Here is a 24,993-nt window from a genome sequence, read left to right on the forward strand (position 1 = left end):
TGACGGGACGGTACAAAAAGACCGTGGGAAAACAGTCAGGCAAGTCAGGCAAGCAAGACACGTCAGACAAGTCAGGCAGACGAGTCAGGCAGATGAGGGAGACCGCGATGAGCGCACCCGACGGCAGCCCGGTCGGCGCCGAACGCAGCATCGGTGAGCTGTTCGCCTCGGCGACGGCCGAGATGTCGGCGCTGGTGCACGACGAGATCGCGCTGGCCAAGGCGCAGCTCAGGCAGGACGTCAAGCGCGGCGCGGTGAGCGGGGGCGCCTTCTCGGTGGCCGGCGGGGTGCTGCTGTTCTCCCTCCCGATGCTGAACTTCGCCCTGGCCTACGGCATCCGTACCTGGAGCGGCTGGAACCTCGCGGTCTGCTTCCTGCTGTCCTTCGCGGCGAACGTCCTGATCGCCGGCGTCCTGGCGCTGGTCGGCGTGTCCTTCGCGAAGAAGGCCCAGAAGGGCAAGGGCCCGCAGAAGGTCGCCGCCTCCGTGAAGGAGACGGCGGGAGTCCTGCAGAAGGCCAAGCCGCACCCGCGTCCCGAGGCACCCGCTCTCGAGGACCGGTCCGCGAAGGCCATCGAGGCTGTGGCACGCTCATCCTCATGACGGGCTCCTCGACCCCTGCGGGGCAATCACACTCGGCGCAACCCGCATCGGTCGTACGACCGGACGGCCCCTGGACGCACCGGGAGGTCGCCGCCAACGGCGCGCGCTTCCACATCGCCGAGGTGGGCGACGGGCCGCTGGTGCTGCTGCTGCACGGCTTTCCCCAGTTCTGGTGGACGTGGCGGCACCAGCTGACCGCGCTCGCCGACGCCGGATTCCGGGCCGTCGCCATGGACCTGCGCGGCGTCGGTGGCAGCGACCGCACCCCCCGTGGCTACGATCCCGCGAACCTCGCCCTGGACATCACCGGCGTCATCCGCTCCCTCGGCGAGCCGGACGCCGCGCTGGTGGGCCACGACCTGGGCGGCTACCTGGCGTGGACGGCGGCCGTGATGCGCCCCAAGCTCGTCCGGCGGCTCGCGGTCACGTCGATGCCGCACCCTCGGCGCTGGCGCTCGGCGATGCTCACCGACGTGCGGCAGACGCGCGCGGGCTCCTACATCTGGGGGTTCCAGCGCCCCTGGATCCCGGAACGGCAGCTGACCGCCGACGACGGCGCGCTCGTCGCCGAGCTGATCCGCGAGTGGTCCGGGCCGAACCCGCCGGACGACAAGGCCCTGCGGACGTACCGCAGCGCGATGTGCATCCCGTCGACGGCGCACTGCTCGATCGAGCCGTACCGGTGGATGGTGCGGTCGATGGCCCGTCCGGACGGCCTGCAGTTCAACCGCCGCATGAAGCGGCCGCTGCGCGTGCCGACGCTGCATCTGCACGGCTCGCTCGACCCCGTGATGCGCATCCGCAGCGCGGCCGGTTCCGGGGAGTACGTCGAAGCGCCGTACCGCTGGCGGCTGTTCGACGGTCTCGGGCACTTCCCGCACGAGGAGGACCCGGCCGCCTTCTCCACGGAACTGATCAACTGGCTGAAGGATCCCGAACCCGATCGGTGACCGTCCCTGCGCGCCCGGTGTCCGAACCTGAACGCCTGTTCCCCGAAAGGCCAATTGCCTCGCGCATAGGCCAATTGGGGGCGCATGGGGCGGTTATCGACCATGGGGCAGGGGCAGACGTCCCGGTATGGGCTGGACGCACGACTACAGTGACGTAGCACGCAACCGCCGCTCGGCCGGCGGTCTGAGCTCCCACCAGCGAGGCGGCTCCCCGCAGATGCCGGGTGCGGACCCTCGGGTGGGCATTCCGCGCATCCTGCGCCGCCGGGCCCGCTGGGTATCGATGCGCCTGCGTCACCCGAGGGGCTGACGGCCCCCGGGCGGCCCCGTGCCGACGGCCCCGGGCGGCCCTGTGCCGACGGGCTCAGGCGGCCCGTGCTGACGGCCCCCCAGGAGCCGCCCTCCGGCGACCCCAGGCACTCTCTGCCGGCCCCCGGCACCCCCGAGCGGCCCCCAGGGCCCGGGCCCGGGGCCCCCGGGGGCGGCTGACGGTTCCAGGGGCTCCGGCCCCTACAGCGCGCAGCTGTCGCTGTCCACCTGCTGGTTCGCGCTCCGCCCCTTCGAGATGTCCTCCTGGATCTCGTCCGCGGTGAGCGCGTAGCCGGTTTCGGCGTCGTCGAGCGACTTCGCGAACACCACGCCGTAGACCTCGCCCTGCGGCGTGAGCAGCGGGCCGCCGGAGTTGCCCTGACGGACGGTCGCGTACAGCGAGTACACGTCGCGGCGGACGGTCCCGCGGTGGTAGATGTCCGGGCCGTTGGCCGGGATGCGTCCCCGCACGCGCGCGGCGCGCACGTCGTACGCGCCGTTCTCCGGGTAGCCCGCGATGATGGCGCTGTCGCCGCTCGCCGCGTCCGCGGTGGCGAACTTCAGGGCGGGCGCCTTCAGATGGGGGACGTCGAGCACGGCGATGTCGCGCCGCCAGTCGTACAGGACGACCGTCGCGTCGTACTTCCTGCCCTCGCCGCCTATTTGGACGGTGGGCTCGTCGACGCCGCCGACGACGTGCGCGTTGGTCATGACGCGGCGGTGGCCGAAGACGAAGCCGCTGCCCTCCAGGACCTTGCCGCAACTCTGGGCGGTGCCCATCACCTTGACGACGGACCGCTTGGCGCTGGTGGCGACGGCGCTGTTCGCGAGGGCCGGGTCGGGCGGCTGGACGTCGGTGATCGGCTCGTTGGAGAACGGGCTGAAGACCTGCGGGAAGCCGTTCTGCGCGAGGACCGAGGAGAAGTCCGCGAACCAGGTGTCGGCCGCGTCGGGCAGCGCCCGTGACACGCCCAGCAGCACCTTGGAGTTGCGGACCTCCTTGCCGAGCGTGGGCAGCGTGGTGCCCGCGAGGGCCGAGCCGATCAGCCAGGCCACCAGCAGCATCGCCACCACGTTGACGAGAGCGCCGCCGGTGGCGTCCAGGGCGCGGGCCGGGGACCAGGTGATGTACCGGCGCAGCTTGTTGCCGAGGTGGGTGGTGAGCGCCTGGCCGACGGAGGCGAAGACGATGACGATGACGACCGCGACGACGGCGGCGGTCGTGCTGACCTCCGCGTTGTCGGTCAGCGCGTCCCAGACGACGGGCAGGGTGTAGACGGCCACGAGACCGCCGCCCAGGAAGCCGGTCACCGACAGGATGCCGACGACGAAGCCCTGGCGGTAGCCCACGACCGCGAACCACACGGCCGCGACCAGCAACAGGATGTCCAGCACATTCACGGAGATCACCCTGTCATGACCGCCAGTCGAGCGGGACCCGCTTCTCCCGGTCCCAGGGGCGCTCCCACCCCGCGAAGTGGAACAGCCGGTCGATGATCCCGGCGGTGAAACCCCAGACCAGGGCGGACTCGACCAGGAATGCCGGACCTCGGAAGCCGCTGGGGTGGACCACCGTGGCCCGGTTCGCCGGGTCCGTGAGATCCGCCACGGGGACCTTGAAGACGCGCGCCGTCTCGTTCGGGTCGACCACGCCGACCGGGCTCGGCTCCCGCCACCAGCCCAGCACGGGCGTCACGACGAAGCCGCTGACGGGGATGTACAGCTTGGGCAGGGCGCCGAACAGCTGGACCCCGGACGGGTCCAGGCCGGTCTCCTCCTCGGCCTCGCGCAGCGCGGCCCGCAGCGGCCCGTCGGCCGTGGGGTCGCCGTCCTCGGGGTCGAGGGCGCCACCGGGGAAGGACGGCTGCCCGGCATGGGACCTGAGCGAGCTGGCCCGCTCCATCAGCAGCAGCTCGGGGCCGCGCTCACCCTCGCCGAACAGGACGAGCACCGCGGACTGGCGTCCCCGGCCGTCCTCCGGGGGCAGAAAGCGGCTCAGCTGCAGCGGCTCGACCGTCTCCATGGCCCGCACCACCGGGTCCAGCCAGGCCGGCAGGCCCTCCTTGCTCAGCGTCACCGGACCGCCCCGCGTCTCGCTCGCTCGCGTCATCGCCACCCCCGTCGTCCTGCCAGATCCAACGCCCGACCGCCCGTTGATCGTTCCTGGGGCGAACGGCCCGTCATCCGGCCCCCAGCGACGGCGCCGGCCTGCCGCCCGCGTCCAGGTACGCCTGCGGCGGCTTCAGGCGCTGGCCCGGGAATCCGCCCTTCTCGTACTTCAGCAGCTTCTTCGCCTTCTCCGGGTCGGTCTCGCCCTCGCCGTACGCCGGGCAGAGCGGGGTGATGGGGCAGGCGCCGCAGGCGGGCTTGCGGGCGTGGCAGATGCGGCGGCCGTGCCAGATCACATGGTGCGAGAGGTCCGTCCAGTCGCTCTTGGGGAACAGCGCGGCGACCGCGGCCTCGATCTTGTCCGGGTCCGTCTCCTCGGTCCACTTCCAGCGCCGCACCAGCCGCTGGAAGTGCGTGTCGACGGTGATGCCGGGCCGCCCGAAGGCGTTGCCGAGCACCACGAAGGCGGTCTTGCGGCCCACGCCGGGCAGCTTGACGAGGTCCTCCAGCCGGCCCGGGACCTCGCCGCCGAACTGCTCCGCCAGCGCCTTGGACAGCCCTATGACGGACTTGGTCTTGGCGCGGAAGAAGCCGCACGGGCGCAGGATCTCCTCGACCCGCTCCGGATCGGCGGCGGCCAGGTCCTCGGGGGTGGGGTACGCCGCGAAGAGGGCCGGCGTCGTCTGGTTGACCCGCAGGTCGGTGGTCTGGGCGGACAGGACCGTGGCGACCAGGAGCTGGAAGGGGTTGTCGAAGTCCAGCTCGGGGTGGGCGTACGGGTACACCTCGGCCAGCTCGCGGTTGATGCGGCGGGCGCGGCGGACCAGGGCGGTGCGCGACTCGCCCTTCGGTTCCTTCCCGGCGACGGTCTTGGCCGGCGGGACGCCTTCGACCGCGGCCGTGGCTTTCTTCGGCGCGGCGACGGCTTTCCGCGCGGGTTTCCTGCCGACCTTCACCGCGGCTTTTCCGGCGGCCTTCTTGGTGGCCTTCTCGATGGCCTTCCCACTGGCCTTCTCGGGGGCCTTCCCAGTTGCCTTCTTGGTGGCCTTCTTGGTGGCCTTCTTGGCGGCCTTCACGGTGGGCTTTTCCACCGGCGCCCTTTTCATCACCTTTGTCGCTTTCTTCGCATTGCCGGGGCCCTGTTCGCCCACAGCGGAATCACGAGATACGACCATCCGCCCAGCCCCCTTGGCCTGTGCTCTACCGGCGATTTGGACACCCGGTCAGCCTAGAGCCCGGCACCGGCATCCGCCCCGGACCCGGAAGATCAGCCCCCAATCGGACCCCTGCCGCCCACCCCGGGACCCGCGTGCGGCATCCTTGTGACAGATCACACTGTTTGGACCGTCCGGCAAAATGGGCACCACGGTCCCCTGGTACCAAGGGGGAACAAGATCCCCTGAGCAGGTCGACAAGGAGAGAACTCGTGGACGACGTTCTGCGGCGGAACCCGCTCTTCGCGGCGCTCGACGACGAGCAGGCCGCGGAGCTCCGCGCCTCCATGAGTGAGGTGACCCTGGCGCGGGGTGACTCACTCTTCCACGAGGGCGACCCCGGTGACCGGCTCTACGTGGTCACCGAGGGCAAGGTCAAGCTGCACCGCACCTCCCCCGACGGCCGCGAGAACATGCTCGCGGTGGTCGGCCCCGGCGAACTGATCGGCGAGCTGTCCCTGTTCGACCCGGGCCCCCGTACGGCCACGGCGACGGCGCTGACCGAGGTCAAGCTGCTCGGCCTCGGCCACGGGGACCTCCAGCCGTGGCTGAACGCCCGCCCCGAGGTGGCCGCCGCGCTGCTGCGCGCCGTCGCCCGGCGCCTGCGCAAGACCAACGACGCCATGTCCGACCTGGTGTTCTCGGACGTTCCGGGCCGTGTCGCGCGCGCCCTGCTCGACCTCTCCCGCCGCTTCGGCGTGCAGTCGGAGGAGGGCATCCACGTCGTGCACGACCTGACGCAGGAGGAGCTGGCGCAGCTGGTGGGCGCCTCGCGCGAGACGGTCAACAAGGCACTGGCCGACTTCGCGCAGCGCGGGTGGCTCCGCCTGGAGGCGCGGGCCGTGATCCTGCTGGACGTCGAGCGGCTGGCCAAGCGCTCCCGCTGACGCCGACTGTCGACTCCCGGCTTCCGGCTTCCGGCTTCCGGCTTCCGGCTTCCGGCTTCCGGCTTCCGACCGTCGACTCCCGGCTTCCGGCCTCCGGCTTCCGGCTTCCGGCTTCCGGCTTCCGGCTTCCGGCCGTACGGTGCGGAAGGGCCCGTCTCTCCCGAGACGGGCCCTTCCGCGTGCCTGCCGCTGACCACCTGATCAGGCGGGCTGGATCAGCCCGTGCTCCTCCAGGTACTCCAGCTGCGCCCGGACCGACAGCTCCGCCGCAGGCCACAGGGAGCGGTCCACGTCGGCGTACACGTGGGCGACCACCTCGGCGGGGGCGCGGTGGCCGTTCTCGACGGCCGTCTCGATCTGGGCCAGGCGGTGGGCGCGGTGCGCGAGGTAGTACTCCACCGCGCCCTGCGCGTCCTCCAGGACCGGGCCGTGGCCCGGCAGGACCGTGTGCACGCCGTCGTCGACCGTGAGGGACCGCAGGCGGCGCAGGGAGTCCAGGTAGTCGCCCAGACGGCCGTCGGGGTGCGCCACGACCGTGGTGCCGCGGCCCAGGACCGTGTCACCGGTCAGCACCGCCCGGTCGGCCGGGAGGTGGAAGCACAGGGAGTCGGAGGTGTGCCCGGGCGTGGGGACGACCCGCAGCTCCAGGCCGCCGACCACGACCACCTGCCCGGCCGCCAGCCCCTCCTCGCCCAGCCGCAGCGCCGGGTCGAGGGCCCGCACCTTCGTGCCGGTCAGCTCGGCGAAGCGCGCGGCGCCCTCGGCGTGGTCCGGGTGGCCGTGGGTCAGCAGGGTGACCGCGATACGCCGGCCGGCCCGCTCGGCGGTCTCGACGACGTTGCGCAGGTGGCCGTCGTCCAGCGGGCCCGGGTCGATGACCACCGCCAGGTCGGAGTCCGGCTCGGCGAGGATCCAGGTGTTCGTGCCGTCGAGGGTCATCGCCGAGGCGTTGGGCGCCAGGACGTTGACGGCCCGGGCGGTGGCGGGGCCCGTGAGGACCCCGCCCCGCGGCTGGCCGGGAAGGGTGCTTGCGTCCGTCATGCGGAGGCTCCACCGGTCGTGTGGTCGGCCGGAAGGCCGCTCGGGATGTGCTTGGTGAACTCGTCGTGGCCCGGCCAGGACAGCTCGATCCGGCCGTCCAGCAGCCGGGCCCGCGCCAGCACGGGCGTCAGGTCCCGGCCTGGTGCGGCGGCGAGCGCCTCGGCGGCCGTGGCGTACGGCGCCAGCTGGCGCAGGGTCGCGATGGTGGGCGGCATCATCAGCAGCTCGCCCCGGTCGTAGGAGGAGGCGGCCTCCTCGGGCCGGATCCACACCGTGCGGTCGGCCTCCGTGGAGGCGTTGCGGGTGCGCTGACCGTGCGGCAGGGCGGCGACGAAGAAGAAGGTGTCGTAGCGGCGGGGCTCGAACTCGGGGGTGATCCAGCGGGTCCAGGCCCCGAGCAGGTCCGAGCGCAGCACCAGGCCGCGGCGGTCCAGGAACTCCGCGAAGGACAGCTCTCGGGCGACCAGCGCGGCACGGTCGGCCTCCCAGTCGGGGCCGGTGGTGTCGCCGGCCACCGAGTCGGCGGTCTCACCGGCGAGCAGGACGCCGGCCTCCTCGTACGTCTCCCGCACGGCCGCGCAGACGATCGCCTGCGCCGCGGTCTCGTCCACGCCGAGCCGGTCGGCCCACCACGCGCGCGTGGGGCCCGCCCAGCGGACGTGCCGCTCGTCGTCGCGCGGGTCGACGCCGCCGCCCGGATACGCGTACGCGCCCCCGGCGAAGGCCATGGAGGCGCGTCTGCGCAGCATGTGGACGGCGGGACCGGCGCCGGTGTCCTTGAGGAGCATGACGGTGGCCGCACGCTTGGGGGCGGCGGGCGTGAGGGTGCCCTCCGCGAGCGCGCGGATGCGTTCCGGCCAGTCCTGCGGAAACCACTGCCCATTCGCCATGGCCGGAGGCTATCCCGTGACGCGCGATTGTTCGAGAGGTCCCCGAGGTCAGAGCGCCGGCCGGCGCTGTGCCCGCGCGGGCCCACCGGCTACGGCACCGCACCCACCGACCGCACACCGGCTCCGCGGGCCATCGCACCGGCTCCGCCGGCTACGGCTCCAGCTCGACCAGGATCTCGACCTCCACCGGGGCGTCCAGCGGCAGCACCGCCACGCCCACCGCGCTGCGCGCGTGCACGCCCTTGTCGCCGAGGACCTCGCCGAGCAGCTCGCTCGAGCCGTTGACCACGCCGGGCTGGCCGGTGAAGTCGGCGGCCGAGGCGACGAAGCCGACGACCTTCACCACGCGCGCGATGCGGTCCAGGTCACCGGTGACGGACTTCACGGCGGCCAGGGCGTTCAGCGCGCAGGTGCGGGCCAGGCCCTTGGCCTCCTCCGGGGTGACCTCGGCGCCGACCTTGCCGGTGACCGGCAGCTTGCCCTCCACCATCGGCAGCTGGCCGGACGTGTAGACGTACCCGCCGGACTGGACGGCCGGCTGGTAGGCGGCGAGCGGCGGGACGACCTCCGGCAGGGTCAGGCCGAGCTCGGCCAGCCTCGCCTCGACGGCGCCCACTACTGCTTCTCCCGCTTCAGGTAGGCCACGAGCTGCTCGGGGTTGTTCGGCCCGGGCACGACCTGGACGAGTTCCCAGCCGTCCTCGCCCCAGGTGTCCAGGATCTGCTTCGTGGCGTGGACGAGCAGTGGCACCGTTGCGTATTCCCACTTGGTCATGTGGGCGACTCTAGCCGTACCCGGGCGGGGGCAGACGCCCGGCCGGGGCCGCGTTGTCCACAGGCCGCCGCGTAGTCCGCGCACAGAATGGTTACGCTCGAATACGTGAGCAGGCTCCAGGTCGTCAGCGGTAAGGGCGGGACCGGAAAGACGACGGTCGCCGCCGCCCTCGCACTGGCCCTCGCGACCGAGGGGAAGCGGACGCTTCTCGTCGAGGTCGAGGGCCGGCAGGGCATCGCGCAGCTCTTCGAGACGGAAGCGCTGCCTTATGAGGAGCGGAAGATCGCCGTCGCTCCCGGGGGCGGGGAGGTGTATGCCCTCGCCATAGATCCCGAACTGGCCCTCCTGGACTACCTCCAGATGTTCTACAAACTGGGGAGCGCCGGGCGGGCCCTGAAGAAGCTCGGCGCGATCGACTTCGCCACCACCATCGCGCCGGGTGTGAGAGACGTGCTGCTGACCGGCAAGGCGTGCGAGGCGGTGCGCCGCCGCGACAAGCGCGGCCGGTTCGTCTACGACTACATCGTCATGGACGCACCCCCCACCGGACGCATCACCCGCTTCCTGAACGTCAACGACGAGGTGGCGGGCCTGGCGAAGATCGGCCCGATACACAATCAGGCGCAGGCGGTGATGCGGGTGCTGAAGTCGGCGGAGACGGCCGTGCACCTGGTGACGCTGCTGGAGGAGATGCCGGTCCAGGAGACCGCCGACGGCATCTCCGAACTGCGGTCGGCGCGGCTGCCGGTGGGCCGGATCATGGTGAACATGGTGCGGCCGGAGGTGTTGGACGCGGCCGATCTGGAACTCGTACGGGGTGTGTCGCGCCCCTCCGTCGCACGGTCGCTGTCCGCCGCCGGGCTGGGCGGGGCGCGCCGCGGCGGGAACGCGGAGAAGCTGGTGGACCCGCTGCTGCAACTGGCCGGGGAGTACGCCGAGCGGTACGCGCTGGAGCACGAACAGCGGGCCGTCCTCGGTGAGCTGGGCCTGCCGCTGCACGAACTGCCGCTGCTCGCCGAGGGCATGGACCTGGCGGGTCTGTACGAACTGGCAACCGAACTGCGGAATCAGGGGATCGCATGAGTCCGGACCCGGCCCACACCCCGAAGGGCACGCCCGACCCCGAGCGCACGCCCGACCCCGACGGCACCCGCGCTGCCGAGGGCGCGCGCCACCACCTCGCCCCCGCCCGCGTGCTCGACCTCGACCCGCTGCTCGACGACCCGCAGACGCGCATCGTGGTGTGCTGCGGCTCGGGCGGCGTCGGCAAGACCACCACCGCCGCGGCGCTGGGTCTCAGGGCCGCCGAGCGCGGCCGCAAGGTGGTCGTCCTGACCATCGACCCGGCCCGCCGGCTCGCCCAGTCGATGGGCATCGACTCCCTCGACAACACCCCGCGCCGCGTGAAGGGCGTCGACGGCGACGGCGAGCTGCACGCCATGATGCTCGACATGAAGCGCACGTTCGACGAGATCGTCGAGGCGCACACGGACCCCGAGCGGGCCGCCGCGATCCTGTCGAACCCCTTCTACCAGTCGCTCTCGGCGGGCTTCGCGGGCACGCAGGAGTACATGGCGATGGAGAAGCTGGGCCAGCTCCGCGCGTTGGACGAGTGGGACCTGATCGTCGTCGACACGCCGCCGTCCCGCTCGGCGCTCGACTTCCTGGACGCGCCCAAGCGGCTGGGCTCGTTCCTGGACGGCAAGCTGATCCGGGTCCTGCTCGCGCCCGCCCGGGCCGGCGGCCGCGCGGGCATGAAGTTCCTGAACGTCGGGATGTCGATGATGACCGGCGTGCTGGGCAAGCTGCTGGGCGGCCAGCTGCTCAAGGACGTCCAGACGTTCGTGGCGGCGATGGACTCCATGTTCGGCGGTTTCCGCAAGCGCGCGGACGCCACCTACCAGTTGCTGCAGGCGCCCGGCACGGCGTTCCTGGTGGTCGCGGCCCCCGAGCGGGACGCCCTGCGGGAGGCCGCGTACTTCGTGGAGCGGCTCGCGGCCGAGCAGATGCCGCTCGCGGGCCTGGTGCTCAACCGGGTCCACGGCAGCGGCGCCGAACGGCTGTCGGCCGAGCGGGCGCTCGCCGCCGCGGAAAATCTTGTGGAGTCCCGCATTGTGGATCAGGACGGCGGGAAAGCAGTACTTCGTAACTCTCCCGACACGTACGGCAGTTCAGAATCCCCCGCTGCGGCGCCCGACGCGCCTGACGCGCCCGCCGCATCCGCATCCCCCACGGAGCAGGGCGAGGGACAGGGCGTCGACCGGCTCACCGCGGGCCTGCTCAGGCTGCACGCCGAACGCATGCAGCTGATCGCCCGCGAGCAGCGCACGCGTGACCGCTTCACCGCGCTCCACCCCGAGGTGGCGGTGGCCGAAGTGGCCGCGCTCCCCGGTGACGTGCACGACCTGGCGGGACTGCGGGACATCGGTGACCGGCTCGCGGCCGACCGGCCGGAGCCGCCCGAGCCCGCCGACGACTGATCCGTGCCCTCAGCCGATCCGGAGCCCTCAGCCGATCCGGACCCTCAGCCGACCGCGCCGAGGAGTCCGTCCCCTCAGCGTTGCAGCGTCCGCCCCTGCGGCGCCCGTCCCTGCGGCGTCCGTCGCCTCAGTCGGCCGGTCGGGCCGAGGAACCCTCAGCCCACCGCCGCGTAGTTCTCGTACACCTGGTCGTCGTCGAGCGGGACGATGCCCGCACCGCGCTCGTACTCGCTACGAGCCGTCTCCAGCAGCCGGCGCCACGAGGTGACGGTCGGCCGCCTGCGCAGCAGGGCGCGGCGCTCGCGCTCGGTCATGCCTCCCCACACACCGAACTCGACGCGGTTGTCGAGCGCGTCAGCCAGACATTCGGTGCGTACCGGGCATCCGGTGCACACCGCCTTGGCCCTGTTCTGCGCTGCTCCCTGAACGAACAGTTCATCCGGATCGGTAGTGCGGCAGGCAGCCTGCGCACTCCAGTCGGTTACCCAGCCCATACCGGCGCCGTCCTCTCCCGAATCGAGGCTCCCCCACGGCGGCAGCGGCATATTCACCGCCGCCAGTTGAGGACGTTACGGAAGGTGGGCACAGCGCAACACCCCCTTCGGGCCCAATCTTGAATGGCCCGAACGGACTATGCGCAAGCGGCAGATCACCCGGGGGAGTGACCTGGTGATATGCGTGATCATCCCGGCAAACCGGGACAGTTCTGTTGAGTCACAACGGACGCCGAGTGACACACAAGGCGGATTCGGACACGCCCCCACCAGAAAGCAGGGGAACTTCCGGAACGATTCGGGGTCGCCGGACGTATTGATACGTGGCCCTACTGCTGTGACAGTTGTGAGCAGCTTAGGCCAAGGCCTACCCGCGTGTCCGGCGAATGGGAAGGTAGCGCCCTGCTTCGCCCTGCCGTCACGCGCCGGTCGCACGACTGCCGGGATGTCGCGATCCGGCGCGCGCACGTCCCGCGGGCGCCCGCTCCGTCGGAACGCCCAGAACTACGGATTAGGCTGCCCCCATGCCAAACAAGCGCTCGGGCGGTGGCCTGTCGGCAACGCAGCAGGCCGCCAAGTTCCTCGGTGTCAGTGTCCTCTCGGGAGCGGTGCTCGCCGGTATCGCGCTGCCCGCCGTCGGCGCGCTGGGACTGGCGGCCAAGGGATCCGTGGAGAGCTTCGACGAACTCCCGGCCAACCTGAAGACACCGCCGCTGAGCCAGCGCACCACCATCCTCGACGCCGACGGCGGCCAGATCGCCACCGTCTACTCGCGCGACCGCACGGTGGTGAGCCTCAAGGACATCTCGCCGTACATGCAGAAGGCGATAGTCGCGATCGAGGACTCGCGCTACTACCAGCACGGCGCGGTCGACCTCAAGGGCATCCTGCGCGCCGTCAACAAGAACGCGCAGAGCGGCGGCGTCTCCGAAGGCGCCTCGACGCTCACCCAGCAGTACGTGAAGAACGTCTTCGTGGAGGAGGCGGGCGACGACCCGACGAAGGTCGCGCAGGCCACCCAGCAGACCCTCGGCCGCAAGATCAAGGAACTGAAGTACGCGATCCAGGTGGAGGAGGAGCTCGGCAAGAAGAAGATCCTCGAGAACTACCTGAACATCACGTTCTTCGGCGAGCAGGCCTACGGCGTCGAGGCCGCCTCCCAGCGTTACTTCTCCAAGCACGCCAAGGACCTGAAACTGCAGGAGGCGGCGCTGCTCGCGGGCATCGTCCAGTCCCCGAGCCGCTACGACCCCGTCAACGACGAGGCGGAGGCCACCAAGCGCCGCAACACCGTGCTGCAGCGCATGGCCGAACTCGGCGACATCTCCCAGGCCCAGGCGGCCAAGGCACAGAAGTCGCCGCTGGGCCTGAACCCCAGCCAGCCGAAGAACGGCTGCATCACCGCGGTCAAGGGCGCCGGCTTCTTCTGCGACTACGTGCGCGAGGTGTTCCTCAACGACCCGGTCTTCGGCAAGAGCCGGCAGGCCCGGGCGAAGGTCTGGAACCAGGGCGGCCTGACGATCCGCACGACGCTCGACCCGCAGGCCCAGGAGTCGGTGCAGGCCTCGCTCAAGAACCACGTCAACAAGAGCGACGCGGTGGCCGCCGCCGCCACCATCGTCGAGCCCGGCACCGGCAAGGTCCTGGCCATGGGCCAGTCGAAGCCGTACGGCTACAGCAAGAACGAGACCGAGATCAACTACTCGGTGGGCCACGGCATGGGCGGCTCCAACTACGGCTTCCCGACCGGTTCGACGTTCAAGCCGTTCGTCGCGGCGGCCGCGCTCGAGCAGGGGCGGCCGGCCACCCAGCAGTACCCGTCGCCGTACGAGATGCCGTACCCGGAGCCCGTGCAGACGTGCGGCGGCAAGCCCTGGATGAACCAGGGCGGCGAGACCGTCCCCAACGAGAGCAGGTCGGAGGTCGGCCCGTACCGGCTGAAGGAGGCGATGGCCAAGTCGGTCAACACCTACTTCGTGCAGATGGTCGCCGACATCGGCCTGTGCCCGGTGATGAAGATGACCGAGGGCCTGCACGTCGTGCAGGGCAGCGGCGACAAGCTCCCGGAGGTGCCCGCGATCGCCCTGGGCTCCAAGGGCATCGCCCCGCTGACGATGGCGAGCGCGTACGCCGCCTTCGCCTCCCGGGGCATGTACTGCACGCCCGTCGCCATCGAGTCGATCACCCAGAAGGTCGGCGACCGGCAGAAGTCGCTGGACGTGCCGAAGTCGACGTGCTCGCGGGCGATGAGCGAGAAGACCGCGGACACGGTCAACACCCTGCTGCAGGGCGTGATCGACTCCGGTACGGGCCAGCAGGCGGGCCTCACCGACCGCGCCAACGCCGGTAAGACCGGTACCACGGACGAGCGCAAGAACGCCTGGTTCGTCGGCTACACGCCGAACCTGTCGGGCGCGGTCTGGGTCGGCAGCGCCAGCCAGCAGGTCAAGATGGTGAACATCAGCATCGGCGGCGTCTACCACGACAAGGTCTACGGCGGCTCGGTCCCGGGCCCCATCTGGCGCGACGCGATGACCGGCGCCCTGTCGGGCAAGGAGGCCCCGTCCTTCAACCTCGTCGACATACCGGACCCCGACAAGGCCGACAAGGGCGGCCACGGCAACGACGGCGACAACGGTGACCACGGAAACGGGAACGGGAACGGGAACAACGGCGGCAACGACGGCTTCCTCGGGGGCCTGACGACCAACGGCGGCACGAACGGCGGCACCGACTTCCCCACGCCCACGATCACCCTGCCGGGAACCTTCTTCCAGGGCCAGACGAACGGAAACGGCAACGGGGGCGGACGCGGCTGACCCGGCCCTCCTGCGGAACGGGCACGGCCCCCTCCTCCCGCACACGACCGTCCACCGGTCGTACGGGAAGAGGGGGCCGTCGGCTGTCACCCGACACGGAGGTGTGTCGGACGTGTCCCCCCGTTCCGCGGGGCGGTCGTCGTCGCCCCGGGTGCTCAGCCGGCCAGCAGCTTCTTCACCGCGGCGGCGACGCGGCCGCCCTCGGCCTGCCCGGCGACCTTGGGGTTCACGATCTTCATGACGGCGCCCATGGCCCGCGGTCCCTCGGCACCGGCCGCCTTCGCCTCCGCGACGGCCTGGGCGACGATCGCGTCCAGTTCCTCGTCACTGAGCTGCTTGGGCAGGTACGCGGCGAGCACCTCGCCCTCCGCCTTCTCCCGCTCGGCCGACTCGGCGCGACCACCCTGCGCGAAGGCCTCGGCCGCCTCCCGGCGCTTCTTCGCCTCCTTGGTGATCACCTTGAGCACCTCGTCGTCGGAGAGCTCGCGCTTCTCCTTGCCCGCGACCTCCTCCTTGGTGATCGCGGCGAGCGTCAGCCGGAGCGTCGAGGAGCGGAGCTCGTCGCGCTCCTTGATCGCGGCGTTGAGGTCTTCGTGCAGCTTCGACTTGAGCGTGGTGGTCATGCCGCGATTGTCGCAGGTGCGTACGGCCCGACGCCCGCTGATTTCAGGGGCGGTGGGCCTGACGGGTGCCCCGGATCTGACACGATGGACGTATGCGCGCGCGATACGGAGTACCTCTGTCCATCGCGGCGGCTGGCGCCGCCGGTCTGGTGTACGCGGCGGGTTTCGAGGCCCGCTCCTTCCGCCTGCGACGGGTGACGATCCCCGTCCTGCCGTCCGGGATGCGCCCGCTGCGCGTGCTCCAGGTCTCCGACATCCACATGGTCGGCGGCCAGCGCAAGAAGCAGCGCTGGCTGCGCTCGCTGGCCGGCCTGCGCCCCGACTTCGTGATCAACACCGGCGACAACCTGTCCGACCCGGAGGGCATCCCGGAGGTCCTGGACGCCCTCGGCCCGCTGATGGAGTTCCCGGGCGCGTACGTCTTCGGCTCCAACGACTACTACGGCCCCAAGTTCCGCAACCCCGGCCGCTACCTCGTCGAAAAGGCCCTCGGCCGGCACGGCCTGAACGGCAACCCGCCCGTCGTGGGCGTGGTCCACAACCCGTGGGAGGACCTGCGGGACGCCTTCGACGCGGCGGGCTGGCTGAACCTGACCAACACGCGCGGGCAGCTCAAGGTCGAGGGCATGTCGGTCGAGCTGACGGGCCTGGACGACCCGCACATCAAGCGCGACCGCTACGCGCAGGTGGCCGGCGGCCCGTCGGGCGGGGCGGACTTCTCGATGGGCGTGGTGCACGCGCCGTACCTGCGGGTGCTGGACGCGTTCACGGCGGACGCCTACCCCCTGATCCTGGCCGGCCACACGCACGGCGGCCAGCTCTGCATCCCCTTCTACGGCGCCCTCGTCACCAACTGCGACCTGGACACCGACCGTGTGAAGGGCCTCTCCACGCACACCGCGGAGGGCCGTCGGTCCTACCTCCACGTCTCGGCGGGCTGCGGCACCAACCGCTACACCCCGGTCCGCTTCGCCTGCCCCCCGGAGGCGACGCTGCTGACGCTGGTGGGACGCGACTAGCCCGTTCCGCTGACGGCACGGCGGCACGACGGCACGACGGCACGACGGCACGGAGTGGATTTTGCGGCCGTAACCCGGACACCCCGCCCCAATAGCCCCAAACCCCACCATTGCCTAACTTGGGGGCATGACCGCCCCGATCCCCAAGGACATACCGGACCTCCCCGCGATCCCCGGCATGCCCGTGCCGCAGTCCTCCCTCGTCCCCGCGACAGCGGTGGTGACCCCCGTACGCCGCCCCCTGGTCGCCGCGTACCGCCTGCTGATCGCCCTGGCGGCGGCAGCGGCGGTCACGGTCGACCTGTGGCTCGGCAGCCCGGCACGGCTCCTGAGCCACTTCACGATCCAGAGCGAGATCCTGCTGGCCGCCGTCTTCACGCTCCAGGCCCGCCGGGCGTGGACGGCCCGCCACCCCCTCCCGTCCTCCTGGACGGGCGCGACACTGCTCTACGTCACGATCGCCGGCTCGGTGTACCACCTGCTGCTGACGGACGCGGCTAGCCCGTTCTCGATGACGGGCACGACCCCGCTGACCGGCTGGCAGTGGACCGCGAACCAGATCCTGCACACGGCGATCCCCGCCGCCGTACTGCTGGACTGGCTGCTCCTCACACCCCCCGGCCGCCTGCACCTGCGCCAGACCGCCACGTGGATGCTCTACCCCCTGACCTACCTGGCCTTCTCCCTCGCCCGAGGCGAACTGCTCCCGGCCGGCACGCCGGCCCGCTACCTCTACCCCTTCCTCGACGTCGACGCCCACGGCTACCGCAACGTCCTCGCCGACGCCCTCCTGCTCGGCCTCGCCTTCTGCGCCCTCGCCGCCCTCCTCGTGGCCGTCGACCACACCCGCCCGGACCTGATCCGCCACCGCGGCAAAACCGGATTTCGTCTATAGCCACCGGTGGGCTAAAGTTAACGACGTCGCCGCGACAAGCAGGACTGCAGCGACACCGGGGTGTAGCGCAGCTTGGCAGCGCGCTTCGTTCGGGACGAAGAGGTCGTGGGTTCAAATCCCGCCACCCCGACACAGGTCAGAGACCCATTCGCTTGATCGCGGATGGGTCTCTGAGCGTTTGTACAGCAGTGGAGTACAGCGACCCACGACTCTTGACGGCCATCGTCCGTCCGCTCTTCCTGCTTGCACTCGCCCTTCTACTTGCTGCCGCCCAGAGCATTGCCGAGTTTCCGGAGCACCCGCCTGGTCTACGCCGAGGGAACGTGAGCGTAGACCTCCACGGTCACCGCGATCGGAGTCGTGCTTGTTGCATGTTGTGCGCTCGCGTGGGGGAGTCCATCCTCAATTCCTCTACCGTTCAGGCAGGTTGTCGTACTTCCACTTCGGGGGCTGAAGGTGCCGCAGATCGACACCCGTCTCGTTCAGACCGCAGTCATCGGCGGCCGGGACTCTGATCAGCCCGTCATCCTTCCCGAGGAGCCGCACAACCTGGATGAGTTCCGCCGCCAGTTCGGCACCGACCGCTTCTGGTGCGGCACGCTCCTCGGCGGCTGCGGGGAAAAGCTGATGACCAAGCGGTACGAGACCAAGGTCTGTCATTTCTCCCACTACCCGGATCGTCACGGAAACCGTGCGGTATGCGGCCGCACCGCCAACGGCGTGGACAGCGCCGACCACCTGTTCATCAAGCTGCATGTCACCCGATGGCTGGCGGACCAGGGTCACGCCGCGCGGGCCGAACTACGCAGTCTCGGACACGGCCCAGGGGACGCCGTGGATTTCTGGCTGCGGGCCACGGGCCAGCATCTTCGGTTCGAACTGCACCCGGAGGACTATCGGAGCTGGCGCAAGGCCGCGGACAGCCTCGGGGCCAAGGAAGGTCACATCGAGTGGGTCTTCGGCCGCGACGGCGCGATCACGCGCGACATGGTGGCCCGCCAGGGCTACGCGCTACGTGTGCGATGCGAGACCCAGGGGAACGACCGTCGCGTTCTCATCGGCACTTCGACCGAGAACCGCACCGTCAGCTGGGCGCCCCTTGAGCAGTGCCGGATGGCCGCCAGCGGCTTGGTGACGCCGGCCCTTGAGGAACTGCGCGCCGAGGGGATCATCCGCGAGGGCGGGATGCGAAACGATCCGCTCCCGGGCAGCCTGCCGCTGCGCGGTGCCGAGATCGTTTTCGCGGTGGACCGTGAAACCGCGCCCCCGGCCGAGTCGCCGTTCGCAGCAGCCGGTCGGCACCTGGTGTCCGGGTTCGTCAAGCCTGCGGGCAGCCGCATCATCCGGGCTCATCTGTCTCTGCCCGAGGAGATCCCTGTTCCCACGGAGCAGTACGTCTATCGGCTGTCGGGCGCAGTACGGCTGCTGATCACGGACCCTGCCGAAGGACAGGGCTCAGCTTGGGCGCTCCATGCCGACAGCCTTGTGCAGCTCAACGGCCTGGACGCGGAACGCACCGGCCTGTGGCGCCCCAGCGTCGCCGTCGACGAGCGACTCGGCACAGCACCTCGTACATCACGTACCCGCACCGACACTGCGCTCGCAGAGCCTGAACGCAGCGGGGCCGCGACCGTACTCCGTCAGGCACTGGAACGCGTGGCGCGAGAAGGCACCACGACCACGTGGCACGAGCTCGCTCGCCGGGTCGGCCTCGATCTCGCCCATCTGCCGGATCCCAAGCGCCGGGACTTGCTGGTCGAGGTGGACAGACCGTTGAGCCCGGAGAGGCCGCTGCTGTGCGTCCTGGTCCTTGCCGACTCCAGGCGCCCTCTTCCTTACCTGGGGACCGTTCTGCGGTTGCTCGGAGCAGCCGCTCCGGCGTCGGAGGCCGCTCTGCGCCGGTGGAGCGATACCGCGATCAAGAAAGCGCACGAGGTGTACGGACAGAGGGAGACGTCCGCATCGACGGCTTCCACTACTTCCCGGCAAGAGCCCGTCACCGACGAGCAGACACCCCCACGCACCGACCTGCTCACGGCGTCCCGGAAATTGGTGAGCATACGGGCGAAGCTGCGAGAAGCGGCGGCCGTGCTCCCTCGAGCGAGCAGCCCCGGTGCCACCCGTCTGTCGCAGACCATCGAACGGGGCGAGGCACACGCCCAGCAGTACTACGCTGCCCGCCGCCAGCGCCACTCGCTCCGTGCCTGGCTGAAGGCCAGCGACTCCGTTCTGGATGAACTCGACCGTCTGGTCGGCCGAAAGGTCACCTCCCCGGAGCCCGCCATCCGGCCGACCCACGGGGGAAATTCGGCACACCAGCCGTCCCATACCCGTGACGCAGGATCGAAGAACGCCACGGGTCTGGAGAAGGGAGCGCACGACCGGCAGATCGAGGCAGCTCGGAGTGTCGCCCGAATCTCAGAGCTCTTCGTGGCTGCAAAGATCACCAGCGATCAGGCAGAGGCGACAAGGCTCCGGCAAGAGGCGGAGAACATCAGCGACCACGAGCTCGCAGCGGAGGTACGGGAGCGTCTTCACCGGCTGCGGGCAGACATGAGGGAGTGGATCGAGGCCCGCGGATCCGGGCAGGCTCATGACGCAGAGGGTGCCGGCCAACCGGCGGAAGAGCCACCGCTCACCGCCTTCGCCGAGGCACGGGTCGAATTCGAGTGGCTTGCCGAGGAGATCCGCGCCGCCCAGGAAGCCGGCGATCTGGCGGTGGTAGAGACGGCCCGCCGCCTCGCAGGTCCGGTCTACGCACGGCGACTGTCACCGACCGACCGGAAGGAATACACGCCCTTCATGCGTGAGGTGAAGGCGTGGTGCCGTGAGCGGGATCCGGAGAAGCAAGCAGACCCGTCCCTTCGGAAGATTCGACAGCTGCTCGCCGAGCTGGGCCGCACCCGTGAGACCCGATCCGCAGACGAACTCGCCGACACGCTCGACGAGATCGGGAAGTTCCGACGCCTGCTGAGCCAACCGCTGCCCGCTGCTGAGGACAGGGAGGTGAAGCGCTGGCGGCGCCGACTGCAGGATCAGAAGCCCGCCAGGCGCGAGCGCTCCGCGCCTACGGCGACAACCGCCCTGCAGATCGCCTCCGCCCGGCAGGCGGACGGTACGGCCGGCCCCCGGCATGCTGATCGCCTCCCGATCGAGACCATCGACAAACTCGCCACCATGGCCCGCGAAATCCTCGCGGACGCCGCACGTAGCGGCGGGATGCTCCTGACGTGGGGAGATCTCCGTGTGCGGATGGGTGGCGGACTGCCTCACCTGTCCCCTGATGACCAAGGCGAGTTGCTCGTGGCCATAGACAGGGAAACACCGGCCGACGAACCCCTGCTGTCCACCCTGATCAGCAGTGCCGACACTTCACTGCACTGGCTGTACCGCCACGTCCGCTTCAGCCTCGGCCGCGAGCGGATCCCGGCTTCGGAGCTTGAGGCGCACTGGGCGACCGAAGTACTGCGACTGCGGCAGATCTGGCGCCATCGGTAGTGAGTGGTCCACCGAGACCGGTTCGGTAGCCCGGCCGGTCGATTCCGAGGCGCGCGGGGAGGCCGAAAAGATGCGTCAGAATGACCGACGAGTTTCCTGGCCGGGCAGCATTGGGGGCGGGCGGATGGTTGCGGTGAGCCGGGAGGACGACCTGCCAGAACTCGTAGAAGGACCAGGCTGGAGCCGCCCTGGACTGGACGTCGCCGCGGGCCGTTATCCGCTCTCGGTGGAGCGGCATGTGATGCGCATGGTCGATCACCTGGTGCCCGGCGTGACCGCGGTGACTCCGCACGCGCGCTACTACGCGCTGCATGGACGGATCGCGGCGCAATGCGATGCGGAAGACCTGACGGTCCCGGCCGCGCAGACTCTGCTGCGCCGCGCCGAAGTGGCGCTGGCCGCCGTGTCATTCGCGCACCATCCGCAGGCTCTGGAATGGCTGCCGCGCGCTCATGGGGTCGATGCCCTGGCCCGGCGGCTGCACGCTGGGACGGTCACCATGTCCGAGGCCGAGGTCCCGGGCAGGAACGGGTACGTACGCAACTCGTGGGGATTCTGGGGACCGTACGCCGGATCTGAGATCGCACTCGGCATTCTCGGCGCAGGTCCCATGCCGGTGCCGGGACCGCGGCTCGACACGACGGCACTCCGCGCGGGTCTGGCCGGGCTGCTCGAACTTGCCGCCGAGGAAACGCTGAACGTGGATGATCTCGCCTCGTACGGCGACCGACTGTGCGTGTGCATGGGCGGCGAGCATCCCGACGGGGCGTGGCTGGCGAACCTGATGTGCGAGCCCGATGCGACGGGTGAGGCCGGTTCCCGCTCGGTGACGCGTCGACAGACGATTCGGCTTCTGGCTCGTGTGGTCGCTGCACATCCCGTCCGCCGCTTCACCCGCGACATCGGCCATGTGCTCGCGTTCGGTGACTTCCTGACCACCGATGCCGTGACCAGCGGCATCGAAGCGGCCGGTGCCTGGCGCGGAGTGGTGCTGCGGAACTATTCCGTCGGAGCGTGGCGCCGCCTGTGGTCCTGGCTCGTGGAGCAGGTAGACGGACTGCTGCCGATCGAGGAAGTGGCCGACCGCTTCGCCGCGGAGCTGCCCGACATGACGGTCGACGCGTTCCTGTCCTCGCTTCCCGCGACGCAGAGCACGACCGGAGCACCGTTGCCGGCCGAGCACGACCTGCGGTGGGCGGGTGATCCCTTGCCCCTCACCGAACTGCGGGTGCTCGCCACCGGTGCCCGTCGGGTGGACGAACTCACCGGTCGGGTCAGGGACGCGTTCCTCGGCCGGCGTGGTGTCGAACTCGGCCCGGAATGGGTCCAGCGGCGGCTTGACGAAGCCCGGCCCATGAAACTGCGCGACGTCGCCCGCCGACTCACCTACGACCTGGTGGCGCGGTCGCAGCGCATCGCGCTGGCCAAGGCCCGCCGACGCGCCGACGGCTCGCTGTGGCTGCCGACCCGGCTGCATGAACGCGGCGGGCTTCTGTACCGGACCAGCCAGGAAGGGCGCGGTGACGTCGGCCTGCGGCTGGACCAGCTCGGGACCGTCCTGGCCACCTGCGGCGTACTGCGCTACCACGATCAACACTGGTCGGTGACCAGTATCGGGAGGGCTCTCGTTGAATGAGACCGCACCGGCACCTGGAGTGGAGCCACCGACCGCGTTCGCCTCGCCGCTTACCCTCATCCTCGACGAGGAGCGCACCAGCGGACACGGCCTGGAAGAAGCGCTCTTCCTCAGCTTCACCGCCGATCTCGGCTTCTTCGAGGAGGTCGCCCTCGGCGTCACCCAGGCCACCGGCGCACGCGTCACCGTGGCGGGAGATGTCTCCATGGCCCGGAACGATCCTCGGTCCGTCCGGCGGGCCGGTCGCAGTTACCTCGCCGGTCTGGCGTACGCCCACGGTGCCGCGTTCCACCCCAAGCTGATGGTTCTGGCCGGACCGGAGCACGCCACGATCGTCCTCGGCTCCGGCAACACCACCCTGGCAGGCTGGCAGGCCAACGCCGAGCTGTGGACGGTACTTCGGGTGCGCGGCGAGCAGAGTCCCGCAGCGATTCCGGAACTGTCGGCTTGGCTGCGCGACCTGCCGGAGAAGGTGAGATTCTCCGCCGGTGTGCCACAGGCGCTGGGTCGGGTCGCAGCGCTACTGGACCGGCTTCACCGCGACAGGCTCCCCACGGCGCCGCAGGTCCGTGTGGTCAGCAGCCTGCATTCGCCCATCATCGATCAGCTGCCGCACGGGCCCGTCGACGAACTGGCCGTGTTCGCGCCCTTCTACGACCAGCGCTCCATGGCACTGCGGAAGCTGCTCGAACGCTTCCGTCCGAGCCGGTTCACCCTCGCCTACCAGCCCGGACTCAGCGATCTCGACGGCCCGTCGGCCGCCGCACTCGTGAAGGAGTACGACGGACGCGTCGTCAGCGACAACGACCAGCGGTACCACCACGGGAAACTCGTCGAGTGGTCCTCCGGGGGGCAGCGGTGGGCCCTCACCGGCAGCCCGAACCTTTCCGCCGCAGCCCTGCTGCTTTCCCAGGGCGAGGGCGGCAACTGCGAACTCGGCGTCATCACCCCCATCACCTCCACCCTCCTGCCCGGCGGCACCGAGGAGCCCGCTGCCCGGCTGCGCACGGCCGCGCCCCTCCCCCGTCCCACCGCCGGCAGTGGACCGCTGTTGCTCGGCGCCATACGCGCATCGGACGGCCTGGAGATCAGCATGGCCCGGCCCCTCTCCGACACCGCTCATCTGGAGTTGTCCCAGGCGGCAGCACCGCCGGAGGCATGGGAGCGCATCGCCGACGTCCCTGCCGGCCAGGCCACTCAGACTGTGACGGCCCCGGCGGATGCCGGCAGCCGTGTGCGCCTTGTCGTCGTCGGCGGCGACGGCGTGCCGAGTTTCGGCAACATCATGTTCGTCGTCGACCCTGACCGCGCGCTGCGCCGCATGACCCCGGCCCCATACCAGGCCCCCACGACACAGCCTGCGGAGCTGTTCACGGACCCCAAGCTCGCCGAACGGATCCTGGGCGATCTGGAAACCCTCCGAACGGAACTGATCCCCGTGCCGACGGGCGCCTCCGCCAGCCGGGGCAGTGACAGTAAGACCGCGACGGCCCGGCTGGACGGCGACGAGGACGGCTGGGAGCGTTACCTGGACGAATGCGCCGGGCGCATCGGGCACCCGCTCACGTGCTTCGCGCTCGGGCTCCCCCTGCCCACGGTCGCCGGCACGCCCTTTCAGGACCTGCTGCCAGTCTCCTGGGACGAGCGGTTCACTGACGACATCGAAGCCGCCCTCGACGAGGACGACGCCGAGACCCTGGCAGCGGAGCACGACCCCGCCGCAGCCGGTGCCGAAACGGCCACCGCCACGCTGCCCGACCTCCGGCAGGTCGACCAGGAAGTCCGGCGCAGATACCAGCGCTTGGTGGAACGCCTGGTGGCCTTCGCCTCCGCTCCCGAGCGGGGCCCTGTGGAATGCCTGCTCGTCGTCCGGCTGACCCTGTGGTACGTCGCGGCAGGCGCCTGGCCTCCGACCCATACCGGCTGGATTCCCCTGCTCTCCCGCGCGGTCCGGGCCCTTGGCGAACGTGTGCTCGGGCGCGTCGAGCCCCAGGTCGGAAGCCTCGCCGCGGTCGCCCTCGCCGTGCTCCGGAGCCATGCCCCACGCTACGAGATCACCCCTGAGACGATCGCCTTCAACGAAGCTTCCCAGGCAGTCGGCCACCTGCTTCCCGCAGTGGACTCCGCGTACGTCACGGAATACACGGCGCTGCTCGACACGGCCTTCGGCCCTGCCGTCGACCAGGCCGCTGTGCTAGATGTCGCGTCGGATGTCGTCCAGGACGATCCCCTCGCCGACGCCGTATGGTCCCTCACCGAGAAGGGACGCGACGTACACCGCCACGGACAGCTTCTGCTCCACATCACCGGCCGCTTCAGCAACCCCGCGCTGGTGGCACTCGAAGCAGTCGGCGCTGCCGAAGACGCGCCCCTGGTCGGGGCCTGGGCCGACTCGGGCTCGGACTCCGGCGGGGGAGCCTGGGCTCTGGTCGTCTGGCGTCGGCCCGACCTCATCGTGGTCGATGCCCGGCGGCCCACTCCCCTCTGGCGGCACCACCGGCTCACCGGCCTGGTCGGGCCCAGAGCTCTCGCAGCACAGCGCAGCTTCGAATCCGCCCCCTCCGTGCCCCACGGCCCCCGCAACCGGCCCTTCGAACTGGCTCACCAAGTCCTGGCGGACCTCGGCTTGGCCGGACCCCGGCCACCGCGATGTGGGCCGGTAGGCGGAAACGGTTACGGCATCCGGGGGATGCCGTAACCGGCGAAGGGTCGCTTTCACCGGCACCGCGGTAACCATATCCAGCGCTCCCATG

General features: G+C 70.6%; 21 protein-coding genes and 1 tRNA gene. 13 read left to right on the plus strand and 9 right to left on the minus strand.

Annotation, left to right across the window (positions count from 1 at the left end):
* Nucleotides 1-107 precede the first annotated feature (107 nt).
* The 3 genes from ACH4ZX_RS19925 to ACH4ZX_RS19935 all read left to right on the plus strand — a co-directional run bounded on the left by ACH4ZX_RS19925 (nt 108) and on the right by ACH4ZX_RS19935 (nt 1,862).
* A complete protein-coding gene (locus ACH4ZX_RS19925) occupies nt 108-602 on the plus strand; it encodes a phage holin family protein (protein ID WP_398274092.1) in 495 nt (164 codons plus the stop codon).
* Nucleotides 599-1,552: an alpha/beta fold hydrolase gene (locus ACH4ZX_RS19930; RefSeq protein WP_398274095.1), complete on the plus strand. Its 954-nt coding sequence runs from the start codon at nt 599-601 to the stop codon at nt 1,550-1,552. The genes ACH4ZX_RS19925 and ACH4ZX_RS19930 overlap by 4 nt, the downstream gene beginning before the upstream one ends.
* Nucleotides 1,553-1,679: 127 nt before the next feature.
* Nucleotides 1,680-1,862 carry a hypothetical protein gene (locus tag ACH4ZX_RS19935; protein WP_360745440.1) on the plus strand — a complete coding sequence of 61 codons (183 nt, stop codon included), beginning with the start codon at nt 1,680-1,682 and terminating at the stop codon, nt 1,860-1,862.
* Between the two features lie 200 nt (nt 1,863-2,062).
* On the opposite strand, the gene ACH4ZX_RS19940 is transcribed toward ACH4ZX_RS19935, so the two are convergent.
* From ACH4ZX_RS19940 to nth, 3 genes are all read right to left on the minus strand, one after another.
* Nucleotides 2,063-3,262 (minus strand): MarP family serine protease, encoded by a 1,200-nt coding sequence (locus ACH4ZX_RS19940; protein ID WP_398274390.1) that lies wholly within the window; start codon nt 3,260-3,262, stop codon nt 2,063-2,065.
* 13 nt (nt 3,263-3,275) lie between these two features.
* The gene (locus ACH4ZX_RS19945) at nt 3,276-3,971 is read right to left on the minus strand and encodes a CoA pyrophosphatase (RefSeq protein WP_324787101.1); all 696 of its coding nucleotides are present in this window, start codon (nt 3,969-3,971) and stop codon (nt 3,276-3,278) included.
* Nucleotides 3,972-4,041: 70 nt separating this feature from the next.
* Nucleotides 4,042-5,145 (minus strand): endonuclease III, encoded by a 1,104-nt coding sequence (gene nth, locus ACH4ZX_RS19950; protein WP_398274099.1) that lies wholly within the window; start codon nt 5,143-5,145, stop codon nt 4,042-4,044.
* A gap of 251 nt (nt 5,146-5,396) precedes the next feature.
* On the opposite strand from nth, the gene ACH4ZX_RS19955 reads away from it, so the two are divergent.
* Nucleotides 5,397-6,071, plus strand: coding sequence for a Crp/Fnr family transcriptional regulator (locus ACH4ZX_RS19955; RefSeq protein WP_029382547.1), 675 nt, complete (start codon nt 5,397-5,399; stop codon nt 6,069-6,071).
* A gap of 201 nt (nt 6,072-6,272) precedes the next feature.
* Here the strand turns inward: ACH4ZX_RS19955 and ACH4ZX_RS19960 are convergent, their stop codons facing one another.
* From ACH4ZX_RS19960 to ACH4ZX_RS19975, 4 genes are all read right to left on the minus strand, one after another.
* Nucleotides 6,273-7,112, minus strand: coding sequence for an MBL fold metallo-hydrolase (locus ACH4ZX_RS19960; RefSeq protein ID WP_398274103.1), 840 nt, complete (start codon nt 7,110-7,112; stop codon nt 6,273-6,275).
* A complete protein-coding gene (locus tag ACH4ZX_RS19965) occupies nt 7,109-8,002 on the minus strand; it encodes an NUDIX hydrolase (RefSeq protein WP_398274106.1) in 894 nt (297 codons plus the stop codon). Before ACH4ZX_RS19965 ends, ACH4ZX_RS19960 begins: the two co-directional genes overlap by 4 nt.
* 151 nt (nt 8,003-8,153) lie before the next feature.
* Nucleotides 8,154-8,618 carry a RidA family protein gene (locus ACH4ZX_RS19970; RefSeq protein ID WP_398274109.1) on the minus strand — a complete coding sequence of 155 codons (465 nt, stop codon included), beginning with the start codon at nt 8,616-8,618 and terminating at the stop codon, nt 8,154-8,156.
* Entirely contained in the window at nt 8,618-8,776 is a 159-nt protein-coding gene (locus ACH4ZX_RS19975) for a DUF4177 domain-containing protein (protein ID WP_003991873.1), read from the minus strand. Before ACH4ZX_RS19975 ends, ACH4ZX_RS19970 begins: the two co-directional genes overlap by 1 nt.
* A 105-nt stretch (nt 8,777-8,881) precedes the next feature.
* Between ACH4ZX_RS19975 and ACH4ZX_RS19980 the strand changes: the two genes are divergently transcribed.
* Both ACH4ZX_RS19980 and ACH4ZX_RS19985 read left to right on the plus strand, forming a co-directional pair.
* Nucleotides 8,882-9,859 carry an ArsA family ATPase gene (locus tag ACH4ZX_RS19980; protein ID WP_398274113.1) on the plus strand — a complete coding sequence of 326 codons (978 nt, stop codon included), beginning with the start codon at nt 8,882-8,884 and terminating at the stop codon, nt 9,857-9,859.
* Nucleotides 9,856-11,256: an ArsA family ATPase gene (locus ACH4ZX_RS19985; protein WP_398274116.1), complete on the plus strand. Its 1,401-nt coding sequence runs from the start codon at nt 9,856-9,858 to the stop codon at nt 11,254-11,256. The genes ACH4ZX_RS19980 and ACH4ZX_RS19985 overlap by 4 nt, the downstream gene beginning before the upstream one ends.
* A 155-nt stretch (nt 11,257-11,411) precedes the next feature.
* Here ACH4ZX_RS19985 and wblA read toward each other — a convergent pair whose 3' ends face one another.
* Nucleotides 11,412-11,750: a transcriptional regulator WblA gene (gene wblA / locus ACH4ZX_RS19990; RefSeq protein ID WP_324787120.1), complete on the minus strand. Its 339-nt coding sequence runs from the start codon at nt 11,748-11,750 to the stop codon at nt 11,412-11,414.
* Between the two features lie 524 nt (nt 11,751-12,274).
* Between wblA and ACH4ZX_RS19995 the strand changes: the two genes are divergently transcribed.
* Complete coding sequence (locus ACH4ZX_RS19995) at nt 12,275-14,569, plus strand: transglycosylase domain-containing protein (protein WP_398274119.1); 2,295 nt, start codon at nt 12,275-12,277, stop codon at nt 14,567-14,569.
* Between the two features lie 155 nt (nt 14,570-14,724).
* Here the strand turns inward: ACH4ZX_RS19995 and ACH4ZX_RS20000 are convergent, their stop codons facing one another.
* On the minus strand, nt 14,725-15,192 hold the full coding sequence (locus tag ACH4ZX_RS20000) for a GatB/YqeY domain-containing protein (protein WP_398274122.1): 468 nt from the start codon (nt 15,190-15,192) through the stop codon (nt 14,725-14,727).
* Nucleotides 15,193-15,284: 92 nt separating this feature from the next.
* On the opposite strand from ACH4ZX_RS20000, the gene ACH4ZX_RS20005 reads away from it, so the two are divergent.
* The 6 genes from ACH4ZX_RS20005 (at nt 15,285) to ACH4ZX_RS20030 (ending at nt 24,938) form a co-directional block, all read left to right on the plus strand.
* Entirely contained in the window at nt 15,285-16,211 is a 927-nt protein-coding gene (locus tag ACH4ZX_RS20005) for a metallophosphoesterase (RefSeq protein WP_398274125.1), read from the plus strand.
* Between the two features lie 127 nt (nt 16,212-16,338).
* Nucleotides 16,339-17,106: a Pr6Pr family membrane protein gene (locus tag ACH4ZX_RS20010; protein WP_398274128.1), complete on the plus strand. Its 768-nt coding sequence runs from the start codon at nt 16,339-16,341 to the stop codon at nt 17,104-17,106.
* Nucleotides 17,107-17,162: 56 nt separating this feature from the next.
* Nucleotides 17,163-17,236, plus strand: a tRNA-Pro gene (locus tag ACH4ZX_RS20015).
* Between the two features lie 326 nt (nt 17,237-17,562).
* Complete coding sequence (locus ACH4ZX_RS20020; protein ID WP_398274130.1) at nt 17,563-20,604, plus strand: hypothetical protein; 3,042 nt, start codon at nt 17,563-17,565, stop codon at nt 20,602-20,604.
* A gap of 241 nt (nt 20,605-20,845) precedes the next feature.
* Nucleotides 20,846-22,240, plus strand: coding sequence for a hypothetical protein (locus ACH4ZX_RS20025; RefSeq protein WP_398274133.1), 1,395 nt, complete (start codon nt 20,846-20,848; stop codon nt 22,238-22,240).
* Nucleotides 22,233-24,938 carry a hypothetical protein gene (locus tag ACH4ZX_RS20030; RefSeq protein ID WP_398274135.1) on the plus strand — a complete coding sequence of 902 codons (2,706 nt, stop codon included), beginning with the start codon at nt 22,233-22,235 and terminating at the stop codon, nt 24,936-24,938. The genes ACH4ZX_RS20025 and ACH4ZX_RS20030 overlap by 8 nt, the downstream gene beginning before the upstream one ends.
* Nucleotides 24,939-24,993 lie beyond the last annotated feature (55 nt).

It is taken from the genome of Streptomyces sp. NPDC020490 (assembly GCF_044335305.1).
Lineage (GTDB): Bacteria > Actinomycetota > Actinomycetes > Streptomycetales > Streptomycetaceae > Streptomyces.